This window comes from Acinetobacter sp. YH01025 (assembly GCF_013420185.1).
Classification (GTDB): domain Bacteria; phylum Pseudomonadota; class Gammaproteobacteria; order Pseudomonadales; family Moraxellaceae; genus Acinetobacter; species Acinetobacter indicus.
Map to the genome: position 1 here is coordinate 97,528 of NZ_VOYR01000007.1, position 12,784 is coordinate 110,311.

Annotated in this window: 12 protein-coding genes; 8 read left to right on the forward strand and 4 right to left on the reverse strand. The window is 49.0% G+C overall.

The features are described 5' to 3' along the window. Positions 1–6: 6 nt before the first annotated feature. Positions 7–591 (reverse strand): YqiA/YcfP family alpha/beta fold hydrolase, encoded by a 585-nt coding sequence (locus FTT89_RS08990; RefSeq protein ID WP_005180877.1) that lies wholly within the window; start codon positions 589–591, stop codon positions 7–9. A gap of 244 nt (positions 592–835) precedes the next feature. Between FTT89_RS08990 and FTT89_RS08995 the strand changes: the two genes are divergently transcribed. Continuing rightward, entirely contained in the window at positions 836–2,167 is a 1,332-nt protein-coding gene (locus tag FTT89_RS08995; protein WP_180046858.1) for a hypothetical protein, read from the forward strand. 69 nt (positions 2,168–2,236) lie between these two features. Here FTT89_RS08995 and FTT89_RS09000 read toward each other — a convergent pair whose 3' ends face one another. Both FTT89_RS09000 and gshA read right to left on the reverse strand, forming a co-directional pair. Further along, positions 2,237–2,767 (reverse strand): disulfide bond formation protein B, encoded by a 531-nt coding sequence (locus FTT89_RS09000; protein WP_016658712.1) that lies wholly within the window; start codon positions 2,765–2,767, stop codon positions 2,237–2,239. Between the two features lie 20 nt (positions 2,768–2,787). Beyond that, on the reverse strand, positions 2,788–4,365 hold the full coding sequence (gshA, locus tag FTT89_RS09005) for a glutamate--cysteine ligase (RefSeq protein ID WP_180134213.1): 1,578 nt from the start codon (positions 4,363–4,365) through the stop codon (positions 2,788–2,790). Positions 4,366–4,575: 210 nt separating this feature from the next. On the opposite strand from gshA, the gene FTT89_RS09010 reads away from it, so the two are divergent. The 5 genes from FTT89_RS09010 (at position 4,576) to FTT89_RS09030 (ending at position 9,757) form a co-directional block, all read left to right on the forward strand. Then, a complete protein-coding gene (locus tag FTT89_RS09010) occupies positions 4,576–5,115 on the forward strand; it encodes a DUF924 family protein (protein WP_180134214.1) in 540 nt (179 codons plus the stop codon). Between the two features lie 49 nt (positions 5,116–5,164). Next, on the forward strand, positions 5,165–5,719 hold the full coding sequence (locus FTT89_RS09015; RefSeq protein WP_005180882.1) for a hypothetical protein: 555 nt from the start codon (positions 5,165–5,167) through the stop codon (positions 5,717–5,719). Between the two features lie 10 nt (positions 5,720–5,729). Then, positions 5,730–7,034, forward strand: a complete 1,305-nt coding sequence (locus FTT89_RS09020) for a DUF445 domain-containing protein (RefSeq protein WP_016658710.1) — start codon at positions 5,730–5,732, stop codon at positions 7,032–7,034. Between the two features lie 87 nt (positions 7,035–7,121). Then, entirely contained in the window at positions 7,122–8,276 is a 1,155-nt protein-coding gene (locus FTT89_RS09025; protein ID WP_168407544.1) for a methionine aminotransferase, read from the forward strand. A 113-nt stretch (positions 8,277–8,389) separates the two neighbouring features. Further along, positions 8,390–9,757 (forward strand): MATE family efflux transporter, encoded by a 1,368-nt coding sequence (locus FTT89_RS09030; protein WP_180006668.1) that lies wholly within the window; start codon positions 8,390–8,392, stop codon positions 9,755–9,757. A gap of 329 nt (positions 9,758–10,086) precedes the next feature. Here FTT89_RS09030 and FTT89_RS09035 read toward each other — a convergent pair whose 3' ends face one another. Further along, positions 10,087–10,926, reverse strand: a complete 840-nt coding sequence (locus FTT89_RS09035; RefSeq protein WP_016658706.1) for an SDR family oxidoreductase — start codon at positions 10,924–10,926, stop codon at positions 10,087–10,089. A 215-nt stretch (positions 10,927–11,141) separates the two neighbouring features. Here FTT89_RS09035 and FTT89_RS09040 point away from each other — a divergent pair, with 215 nt between their 5' ends. Together FTT89_RS09040 and phoB are read left to right on the forward strand one after the other, a co-directional pair. Beyond that, a complete protein-coding gene (locus FTT89_RS09040) occupies positions 11,142–11,843 on the forward strand; it encodes a TetR/AcrR family transcriptional regulator (protein WP_168395913.1) in 702 nt (233 codons plus the stop codon). A 223-nt stretch (positions 11,844–12,066) separates the two neighbouring features. Then, a complete protein-coding gene (gene phoB / locus FTT89_RS09045) occupies positions 12,067–12,777 on the forward strand; it encodes a phosphate regulon transcriptional regulator PhoB (protein ID WP_005180894.1) in 711 nt (236 codons plus the stop codon). Positions 12,778–12,784: the final 7 nt, after the last annotated feature.

The following is a 12,784-nucleotide window of genomic DNA, read 5'->3' on the forward strand; positions in this document are numbered from 1 at the left end:
GTTTCCTTATTTTAGGGAATCCGATAAAAACTGCAGCAGCATAGGTATTTTTAGCGCAAAGTTGTCCATCCCATGATTGCCGCGGGTTTCGGTCATGATCAGAGAGCTATGCTGGGCCTGGCTATAATAACGCTGTGCGTCACGATAATCCAAAACTTCATCGCCTTGCTGCAATAACACTAAAATTTTGTCTGCCTTTTCAACAAAAGGCACTGCCATCTGTTCCAGTTGCTGTAAATGTAGCCGCTCCAGCGTCCAGTGTTCATGCACTTTCAGCGGAATCTGCGCATCGCCAAACAGTTCCTGAAACAACTGCCATGGTCGCATAGCCGGATTAATCAGCACAGCCGGAACCGCATAGCGTGCGACCAGTTGTGTCGCATAGAAGCCGCCCAGACTGCTGCCGACCAGCGCTACCTGATCCAGCTGCTCAATCAGTGCAGATAAGTGCTGCATTACCTCGCGTGGCGGCGCATTCAGATCGGGCAGATGCACCTGAATGTCACTCCGCTGTGCCAGCGCTTGCCGCAACAGCTGGCCTTTGGCAGAAAAGGGATTGCTCCTGAAACCATGCAAATAAATTAAATTCATTGTGCTAATCGGATGTTATCCATGTTCATTGTTGTATTTACTTTTTTGAGACTTTGATCACATTCATGTTTTAATTTGTATGTCACAAATAATTGTTAGACAAAAAAATTAAAACTGGGGCGTCATCCTGGCTATTGTAAAAGTTGTTCGGGATGAATGATATAAAATTAAGCTTAGAAATTTATACCGTGAAGCCAACGAAAAAGAAAGTAGCCGCGACACTATTGTTAGGGGGCAGTAGCACATGCCAAGTTTAACGCCATTGCATGAAACTTATTGTAAATGGGACACCACACCGCCCAGCCAGGCCGATTTACTGGAAGGTCTGGCGCAGCTGTTAAGTATGCCGGTGCATCAGGTGGTCAAAGAGCTGGTGCAGACCATTCAGCGTGAGGTCTTGCTGAGCCTGTTTGGCATGAGTGAACAGCACTCCCGAAAATTCCAGAATATGTCGCCCATTCGCAAGCTGTACAGCCTGTCCTTTGATACCTTGCAAAACTATAGCAACTACCTGCTGGCGCCCAGCCTGCGTCAGGTGATTGACCGTTTTCCACGTTTACATGACAAGCCGCTGACACCGTATATGCATGCGCTGGTTGGTATTTTAAATGGTGTACTGGGTGATTATTTGCTGAATCAGCAAAATCCGCTGGCATTGCCAATGACCATTTATGACCACTACGGCAGTGTGCAAAAAGGCGAGCTGACCGGACAGGTGATTCTGTTTGTGCATGGCCTGTGTATGAACCATCTGGACTGGTCACATCAGCAATATGGTGGTATTGGCGAAAAACTGCTGGCACAGCGCCAGCGCAACACCATGCTGTATTTAAATTACAATACCGGACGGCGTATTTCCGCCAATGGTCATAGTCTGGCCAATACCCTGGAAGATCTGATTCAGCGCAATCCGAATATCACCAGCATCAGCCTGATTGGACATAGCATGGGCGGGCTGGTGTCACGCAGTGCCCTGTTTTATGGCAAGCAGGATTTACATGAGTGGATTCATATGGTCGATAACCTGGTCTGTCTGGGTTCGCCGCATCATGGTGCAGCGCTGGAGCGTTTCGGCTTTCACTTGCAGGACAAACTGGGGCGTTTCCCGTTTATGAAAATTGTCGGGCATGTGGTGAATATCCGCAGTAACGGCATTCTGGATTTACGTTATGGCAGCGTGCGCGATGATGACTGGGAACACAATGAAGCGCGAATTGGTGAAATTGATGATAACCGCAAACCGGCGCCGTTTCCCTCGCATATCAATGCCTTTTTGGTGGCCGGCACCATTGAATATGAAAACAAGCGCAACCGCACCCGCAAAGTGATTGGCGATTATCTGGTCAGTGTCAAAAGTGCGCTGGGTGAACATCCGAACCCGCGTTTTCAGCTCAAACTGCCAGAATCGCATAAGGCGGTATTTTATGGTCTAAATCATATGGAAATTCAGTACCATTCCAGCGTGGCCGAGCAGATTGTGAAATGGTTTTATCCGGAAAATGATGACCGGGTCAATGAACAGGTGCGTGAATATATTGTCAATTTAGAAAGTATTGAAGGCATTGCCCTGACTTAAAAATTGATGCGCTACAATTAAAACAGGAGGGTCATCGCCCTCCTGTTTGTTATTGATCTGGAGACAATATTATTTCTTTTTTACCGGCTTGGTTTTGGCCGCAGTATAGGGATAGGTACGGATTAACTGCCAGATACTAATAATCGTTAGCACAATAAAGAACACTAACGACCAGACCGGCAAGGATTGGCCCAGAAAAGTCCAGTCAATCACTGCACATTCGCCAGACCCAGACAGCACCTGTTGCAGCACCGCTTTCATTGGCAAGGCATCGACCAGATAATCCAGTCCCGGGCCACAGCTTGGCACCTGATCTGGCGGCAGGTTTTGCAGCCAGACATGCCGCGCGGCAACACCGGCCGACCATAAAATGCTTAAGCTGCCCAAAAAGGCATACAGCCGTTTAAACGCCCCCGAAAGCGGGTTGTGGAGCAGCGCGATCAGGGAAATGATCCCCAGACCAATCAGGCCGACACGCTGGAAAACACATAATGGACACGGCGCCAGACCTTGCACATGCTCAAGATACAGGGCGAAGGCCATCCCCACCACACTGGCACAAAACAAAACACCACTCACGAAGCGATAACTCCATTGCATGGTCAATCCTCTTTCTGTTTTTATCGGTACTGAGTCAGAAACTGCTCAAAACTCAAGGTCTGTTCCTGCTCAAGTTGCTGTTGTTGTTGCAATGATTGCTGGGCCATTTCTTCAAAATAGGCCAGCGTTTCCGAGCTTAATACATGCGCCTGATAGACGTCGGCATGTTGCTGCGCCATATGGCTGCCAAAATTCCAGGTGCCGCCCTGATGTAAGGTATCTTCAATCACCTGCGCGGATAGCGTCGCATCGACTTCATCAATCCGGCCGAGCATGGTCGCCAGACCCTGACTATATAGCGTTGTGGCATAGGCCTGATCCAGCAGTTCAGCCAAAGGCTGCATGGCCTGAACATGACTACGGCTCCAGTCTTCAATCAGATAGGACTGGCCATCTGCCAAAATGGTGGCATTTGGCGCACGGCCACGATTCACGACTTCGGCCTGATTGCGCTCAATAATGTCCTGTTCATCATCCAATAACGCCGGGCTGTCTTTCAGCAGACAGTACAGCGCCAGCACTTCCAGGAAGCCGGCGGTGTGTTCATCAATCCCGATCGGGCTATACGGATTGACATCGACCGCGCGTAATTCGACATAGCCAACACCCCGATTGGCCAGCGCCTGCGATGGCGTTTCACCCGCCTGCGGCACTTGTTTTGGACGCACCAGACTGTAGTATTCGTTTTCAATTTGCAGCACGTGATCATTGATCTGAATCGGCTCACCCTGTGCATCATTCAGGCCCAAACGGCTAAATGGCAGATATGGGGTTTTGACGGCTTTTTGCAGACCCTCTAAATAACCACTCAGGTTGTTATAGTGAATCCCGAGCTGTTTTTGCGCGGAATTCTGATAACCAAAACGGCCCATGCGCAAGGCGGTGGCATATGGCAGGAACAGCGTGCCGCGTACCAGTGGCAGCAAATGATGTTCACGGCCGGTCATAAAACACTGACACACCGATGGACTGGCACCGACCACCAGCATCACCAGTGGGGTCAGGCGAATAAAATTACGGATTAAACCGAAATAGCGATGGCTGCGATAATCCTGCAGGCTCAGATTTTTGAGTGCCTCATCGCTTTCTTGTTGTTGCAGCGCTTCAAATAAGGCATCCGGGAAAGACAGATTATAATGCACCCCGGAAATGGTCTGCATCCGGCGTCCATAGCGCACCCCCAAACCATGACGGTATAAGGTCTTGAAGCGGCCAATATTGGAGCTGCCATATTGCGCCAGCGGAATGCGTTCTTCGGCATCATCCAGCATACACGGCATTGACAGCGGCCAGAGTTTTTCTTCATGTTCCAGCTGACGGTGCACCACGGCATGAATATCGCTTAAATAATTCAGTGCGCCCGGAATACTGTCCTGCGGCGGAGTAATAAACTCCATTAATGCTTCGGAATAATCGGTGGTGATATGCGGATGAGTCAGTGCCGAACCCAAGCCCTTCGGATGGGCTGCCTGAGAGAGAAATCCATTGCTTTGCATACGCAGGCTTTCACGCTCAATACCGCGCAACATGCCGCGCAGTAGCGAAGAATCCACCCAAGTCGTTAAAGTATCTTGAGAGGTCGATTCGGGTTGACTCATTACAATCTCGCTTATCGCAAAAAACTACTAAAGAAAATCATCGGTTTATATCAGTATAACGCGATTTAGTGCCGGCACATTACATCCTGTATAGTTTTCAAACAAACCCACAACTTTATTTTTGGCAATTTTTTATCACAAAGTTGCTCTATAAGACATGTGAAATTTGTGATTTTATAATCAAAAGAACAGAGGTAAATAATAAAGCGTATGAATTATCAGGATTTTTTAGATTTTTGGTTTTCTCCTGCTGCAGAACCGAACTGGTTTGTCAAAAGCGCAGAGTTTGATGCCGTGCTTGCAGAAAAATTTACCGATGTACTGCAACAAGCGGCACAAGGAGAACTATGGACATGGCGCGAAACACCCGCAGGTCGTTTGGCTGAAATCATTGTTTTAGATCAATTATCACGTAATTTATACCGTAATGACCCGCGTGCCTTTGCCCAAGATGGAATGGCCTTGGTGTTGGCACAAGAAATGATTCACTTAAAATTGGATCAGGACTTAAACCCAACCGAACGTCGTTTTCTATATATGCCGTTTATGCACAGTGAATCCAAACGTATTCACGAAGTCGCATTAACGTTGTTTGAAAGTTTGAATGACTCCACCGTGTTGGGCTATGAACTGAAACATAAAGTGATTATTGAGCGCTTTGGCCGTTATCCACATCGCAATCAAATATTGGGACGCCAATCAAGCGCAGAAGAATTGGAGTTCCTGACCCAACCGAACAGCAGTTTTTAATTAAAACGCGGTTCATTCTCCCCTTGCAGTATCTTCACAGGAGAACAGCATGAAACATCTAATTCTTGGTTTAGGCCTCGGGCTCAGTCTGCTGCTGGGCGGCTGTGCCACCACACCATCCAAGCCGCTGACCTTTGACCAGCTGGGTCAATATTCGGTGACGCCGCTGAACAGCCAGACCTATCGCATCAGTTTTCAGGCCCGTCCCAACATGAGCTTTGGCACCGCCGAAGAAATTACCCTGGTCAAAGCTGCGCAAACCACGCTGCAACAGGGCCATACCTTCTTTAAAGTGCTGGATGATCCAAGTAACCGCAGCCAGCAGCCACCGCGTCAGGCTGTGGTCTATCCGGCACCGAGCTTTTATCCTTATGGCTATTATCGTCGCCATCCGGCTTTCTGGCCTGACCCATTTTATGACTACCCGCAGGTCATTAATGTTGACCCGATTCAGGTTTCCTATACGATTCAATGTTATAAAGATCAAAAAAGCGCCCCAAGTGATGCCTTTGATGCTCGCCTGATCTTGCAGTCACTGGGTGGAAAATACGGGCTCAGTCCAGGCGGTCAGGTGTTACAGCCACCGGTAGCCACTTCAAACTAGGGAAACATGCATGCAGACAGCGCCAGCACCGACTTCTCCAAACCTGCAACGCAGCAAGCGTTTTGCCACCATGGCCCTGATCACGGCCGTGCTGGCCTGGATCTGTTTAATGGTGCTGGCCAAACTGCTGCCCGACTATATCTGGCTGATTCATATTCTGATGCTGTCGGCTGAAGCTGGCGTGGTCGGCGGGCTGGCTGACTGGTATGCGATTACTGTGCTGTTTCGTAATCCCTTTGGCCGGCTGCCCATTCCCAAGTTTCTGCGGGACCATACTGAAATTATTCCGCGCAACAAAGACCGTATTGCCGAATCGATGGGACGTTTTGTTCAGGAAAATTTCCTGTCACCGCAAATTGTACAGCGCAGCCTGCACAATACCGATGTATCGCTGGCCGTGGGTAAATGGCTGGCCAATCCACAGAACAACCAGCAGGTCAGCCAGCTAATTCAACAGACCGTACCGAAGATTTTTGAATTTGTCGGGCAGGAACAGATTGGCCGCTTTATCCAGAACAACAGCGTGCAATGGGTCAAAAATACTGACATTAATTATCTGGCCAGTGAAATGCTGCGCGCAGTGCTGGAAAATGATTTCCATCAGGATGTGCTGCAACGCGGGCTGGATCTGGCGCATGACTGGATGCTGCAACATCCGGAAGAAACCCGCGAGCTGACCCGCACCCTGTTTAAAGAACTGGGCGTGTGGCGTCTGGCCAGAGGTGCCAGCTGGATTGGTATTGATGTACAGCAGCGCACCATCGACTCTTTACTGGAACGGGTCGATTCGATGCTGGCCGATCCCGATCATCCGTGGCGACAAAAAGTGGAAGATATGGCGCATCAGCTGATGCAACAGCTGGCCGATCAGGACAGTGCCGCCAGCCAACGCCTGAACCAGACCAAAAATGCCTTGCTGGACAGTCCGCAAGTGCTGAATTTTATTAGTGGTGCAGTGGTGATTTTGTGTGATGCAATCCGGGCAGATCTGGAAAAACCCGATTCCGGTATTGCGGAAAACCTGCGCGTGGCCATTCAGCAGGTCGGTGAGAACATTATCAGTAACGGCGCCGTACGCCAGTTGCTGAATGACAAAATGAGCGGCATCGCCGTCAATCTCTCTGACCAGTACAGTGAAAAAGTGATCCGTTTTATTAGTGAGCGGATTCATGAATGGGATTCACGCGAGATGATTGGCAAAATTGAAAACGAAGTCGGCGGCGACCTGCATATGATCCGGGTCAATGGCGTGGTGGTGGGGGCCTTTATTGGTCTGGCACTGGGGATTATCCGGGCGCTGGTCGAATTGATTTAATTCAGTTTTTTTCGCTCACCGCTTCAATTGCTGGCGGATGGCGGCTTATCATGCGATGTGCATACACAATAACGGTAGTCAATGGTCATGCTTGAACTTCAATCTAAACTTCCTGCGCTTGGTGTGACCATTTTTAGTGTCATGACCACCCTGGCCCAGCGCCTGAATGCCCTGAATGTGTCACAGGGTTTCCCCGATTTTCCGGCCCCACCGGCCCTGTTGGAGGCCCTGTGTCAGGCGACACGAGAGGGCCAGAACCAGTATCCACCCGGCGATGGGCTGTTATTGCTCAGAGAACAGCTGGCCACGCAAAAGCAGCAACAGACCGGCCGTTCGTTTGATCCTCACACCGAAATCAGCATTACCGCCGGCGCGACCATTGCCATTTTCTGTGCCATTCAGGCAGTAGTGCAGGCCGGGGATGAAGTGATTATTTTTGATCCCAGCTATGACAGTTATGCACCCACCGTGCAACTGGCCGGCGGGAAAGCTATCCATCTGGCCTTGCAGCCGCCCCATTTTCAGGTCGACTGGAATCAGGTCAAAGATGCCATTCATGATCGTACCCGCATGATCATCGTCAATACCCCGCATAACCCGAGCGGTACGCTGTGGTCAGCCGAGGACTGGCAGACCCTGATTGAGCTGATTCAGGATCGCAATATTGTCGTACTGTCCGATGAGGTCTATGAACATCTGGTCTATGACGGCCAGCAGCATTATTCAGCGCTTGATTTTCCGGCCCTGCACGAGCGCAGTTTTGTGATTGGTTCTTTTGGTAAAACTTTTCATGTCACCGGCTGGAAAACCGGTTATTGCATGGCTTCACCGGCTTTGATGCAGTTGTTCCGGCAGGTTTATCAGTTTGCCAATTTCTGTGGTGTGACCCCGGTGCAAGTCGCGCTGGCACAATTTATGCAACAGCATCCGGAACATATTGCTGAACTGGCCGCGTTCTATCAGGCCAAACGCGACCGCTTTCAGGCCGGTATCCAGCACTCCCGTTTTCAGTGGATTCCCGCGCAAGGCACCTATTTCCAGAATCTGGACTATCGCGCCATCCGCCCGGATTTAAATGATCTGCAGATGTGCCAGTATCTGGCCGAGCAGCACAAGATTGTGGCGATTCCGATTTCTGCTTTTTATCAGACCCCGCCGGATGATTTACGCCTGATTCGGGTCTGTTTTGCCAAAAAAGATGAGACGCTGGATCGGGCCGCAGAGATTTTCTCGGCCTGTTAACATGAGTACGTAAGATCAGCTAAGTTACGCAATTGCTAAGGCTTTTTGCTACAGGCTCATGCTAGGGTAAAGCCATTCATGCACACGATCATAAACCGGTTACAGGATTGCTCATGCCGCAGCATCAACCTTTGGTGAATCAACACAAGCTCTGGAAAACCTTCCTGATTTTCCTGCTGCCGCTGATTGCCACCAATATTCTGCAAAACCTGTCTGGCACCATCAACACCGTCTTTGTTGGCCAGATGATGGGTGTCGATGCCATTGCAGCAGTGGCGGTATTTTTCCCGATTCTGTTCTGTTTGATGGCTTTTGTGATCGGGCTTTCCGCGGGTTCAACCGTGCTGGTTGGCCAAGCCTGGGGCGCGCAGAATATTGAAAAAGTGCGTTGTGTGGTCGGCTCGACCCTGTTTATGACCCTGATTGGCGGTACCATCATTGCCATTCTGGGCGTGATTTTCGCCAAATCCATTCTGCTAGCCTTAGGTACCGATCCGCAGGTGATGCATCTGTCGTTGCCCTATGTGCAATGGATGCTGGCCGGCAGTCCGCTGCTGTTTGTCTATATTATTTACACCTCTATTTTACGCGGCGTGGGCGACAGTATTACCCCCCTAATTGCCTTAGGCATGACCAGCCTGATCGGGCTGTTTATTACCCCGGTGCTAATTGCCGGCTATTTTGGTTTTCCACGTCTGGGGATTATTGCTCCGGCCATTGCCACCATTATTGGTTATCTGGCGGTGCTGATTTTTCTGGCGGTGTATCTGAACAAGAAAAACCATCCGCTACGACCGGATTGGCAATTGCTGAAAAATATTCGCCATCAACCGATCTTGAGCAAGATTATTTTACGTCTGGGTATTCCGACCGGCATTCAGATGGTCACCACGTCGGTGGCCGGTCTGGTGATTGTCGGGCTGGTCAACCGTTATGGCGCTGAAGCCACAGCGGCTTATGGTGCGGTGAATCAGGTGCTGAACTATATTCAGTTTCCGGCGCTGTCGATTGCCATTGCCGCCTCTATTTTTGGTGCGCAGGCGATTGGGGCTGGCAAGTCCGATTTACTGGCCAAAGTCACCCGTACTGCTTTGGGCATGAACCTGATGATTACCGGGATGCTAGTGGTGCTGGCCTATTTATTCTCGAAATATTTAATGGCGCTGTTTATTACCGACCCGCAGGTGGTCGAGCTGGGCCAGCAGCTGCTGTTTATTGTATTGTGGTCAATTTTGTTCTTTGGTGCCAGTGCCATTTTCGCTTCGATTATGCGCGCCAGCGGGACTGTCACGGTACCAATGATTCTTAATGTGCTGGCAATTTTGCTGATTGAAGTACCGTGTGCCTATCTGTTCAGTCAGTGGTGGGGATTACAAGGCATCTGGTATGCCTATGCGCTGGCCTTTGTCAGTCTGTGTATTTTACAAGGCCTGTATTATCAGTTTGTCTGGAAGAAAAAGACCATTGAGGTGTTGATTTGACGGCAGGAGATAGCGCCTGATTAATTTCCTGAATCACCGCTTGCGCTAATTGCGAAGATAATTGAATACCCTGAATCTCAGCGCCAATACGGCCATTAATCGGTTTGACCTGAATATGTTGATAGTCATAGCTCATGTTAAATTTCCTTCATTTCTCTTTTGATGTTTTTAAAGGTTTCCACTCGGGATGAGCTGATGATGTCAAAACGGCTTATTCAAATCTGTCAAAAACTTGACAGTTTTATTCTGAACTTCAGATAAATAAAAAATGAAATGTGCTGAACAGCCACAAAAAAGCCCGCTTAGCGCAGGCTTCTTTCAAATACAATTCATTTACGGCCTTTGCCCAGCTGGGTCGCCACCGCCATCACCCGCTGATAGCCACTAGGGACAATCCGCTGAATTAAATCAATGGCTTTGGCATCATTACCAATCAACAAACGGCGTTTATCTTTTAAAACCGCATCCAGAATATCGCGTGCCGCATGCTCTGCCGGATAACGCAATAATTTATTAAAAGAGCGTATCGACTTTTCTGAATTCATGCCCAGACTGCTCAGACTGTCATTCATTTTCGCGGCGTTGGCAATATTGGTCCGAATCCCGCCCGGATGCACACACAGCGCACTCACGCCACAGTTCTGGATATCCAGTTCCTGACGTAACGACTCGGTATAACCACGTACCGCAAATTTGGTCGCGTTATAGGCCGATTGGGTCGGCTGCGCAGTAATCCCGAACAGGCTGGAAATATTGACAATATGGCCATCACCAGTCTGTTTGATATACGGCAAAAATTCTTTGGTGCCATGCACCACGCCCCAGAAATTAATCCCGACAATCCACTCCAGGTCTTCATAAGAGGCACCTTCAACGGTCGATCCTAAGGCCACCCCGGCATTGTTAAAAATCATATTGACTGAGCCATGATCCTGCACGGTCTGTTCAGCCCAGTGCTTCATAGCCGCCCGATCTGCCACATCCACCTGCGCCGTGGTCACTCGCACGTTATAATCACTCAGCAAGGCTTTGGTTTTAGCCAAACCTTCTTCATTAACATCACTTAAAGACAGATGACAGCCCTGCTGGGCCAATAATACGGCCAGCTGCTGGCCAATGCCTGAACCTGCTCCGGTAATCGCCGCGACTTTATTTTTAAAATTTTTCATTCCGCTTCCTTTTTATGGATGGTCTTGCTGCGTCCCTCAGGCATGGCAGCGCACTTCAATTTCACCACTCAAATATAATTTTGACAATAATCATTGTCAATGCAAAAGCCCGCAGATTTCTGTCTGCTGCGTTCAAATCTGAATGCCAAACTTCGCACTTAGCGCAAAATCTTGTTAATCTATAGCAATATAGGATGTGAACTGGCCTTTTTACTATGACCGAAGCACAACACCCCACTCCCCCAAATGCGCAGAATACCCAAAATAAAGAGCGCCAATTTAAAGGATTATCGCTGAGCGAGCGCAAACAGCTACGCCGGGAAAAACTGATTGAAGCCGGCCTGCACGCCTATGGTACGCATGGTTTTTTTGCGGTCACGGTGAAAGATATTTGTACCGAGGCCAAACTCACCGAGCGCTATTTCTACGAATCCTTCAAAAAAAGTGAAGACCTGTTCCAGACCATTTTTTTACAGCTGATTGATGCACTGCAACACAATGTGATGCAGGCCATCATGCAGGCCTCGACCAATCCGCAAAAAATGATTGAAGCCGGTTTAACTGCCCTGCTGACTACGCTCAAAGACAACCCGCAGATGGCTCGGATTATTTATATTGATGCCATGCTGGTACAGGAACTGCACAACCAGGCCACCATTCAGGAAAGCATGGCGCGCTTTGACCGCATGATTCAGGCCTTTGTCATGCTAATGATGCCAAACCTGCAGCATTCAGAACGCGAACTGTCATTAATTGCCAGCGGCCTGAACGGTTATGTCACCCAAATTGCCATCCGCTGGGTCATGAGCGGCTTTAAGCAGTCAATGGATGAAGTGCTCAGCGCCTGTAGCGTGGTGTTCATTTCCCTGCTCGAACATTTTTCCGAAGCGGAGCCAGAAAGTAGCAAAAAAGCCTGAATCCCTGTCATCAAACTGCAAGAAAAATTAAATATTTGAATCTTTTATTTAAATTTTTTTAAATGAATTCCGGATTCAGCCCATTCTGTACAAAAAATTGTCACAAAACATTGCGAAAATAGCGCTGTCTGCCCTTTCTGCAATGATACTGTCATAATTAATCTTTGTAATAAGCCTGTCATAAATATAAACGGTTCACCGTTCACTTATAGGGTATTGCGTTGTGAAAGATGACTACATTTTAATTGTCGATGATGAACTTCCAATCCGAGAGATGATCCATACCTCATTGGATATGGCCGGCTTTCATTGCTTACAGGCCGAAGATGCCAAACAGGCGCATCAGATGATCGTCGATCAACGCCCGGCACTGATTTTGCTGGACTGGATGATGCCTGGCGGTGTCAGCGGTGTTGATTTATGTCGTCGTTTAAAACGTGATGAAAACCTGGCGGAAATTCCGGTGATCATGCTGACTGCACGCGGTGAAGAAGACCACAAGGTTCAGGGTCTGGATGCCGGTGCCGACGACTACATGACCAAACCGTTTTCTACCCGTGAGCTGGTATCACGCATCAAAGCCGTACTGCGCCGTGCCAATGCCCTGAATGGTGAAAAAACCATTGATGCCAACGGCCTGATTCTAGATCCGGTCAGCCAGCGCGTCAGCTTTGGCGACAACATTCTGGACATGGGTCCAACCGAATATCGTCTTTTGGCCTTCTTTATGACGCATCCGGAACGTGCCTATACCCGTGCACAACTACTTGACCAGGTCTGGGGTGGCAACGTATATATTGAGGATCGTACCATTGATGTGCATATTCGTCGTTTACGCAAGGTGCTGGAGCCATTTGGCGCAGACCGCTTTGTACAAACGGTTCGTGGCACTGGATACCGTTTCTCAACCCGTGCGGATGTCGCCTTAGGTTAATCGCTTT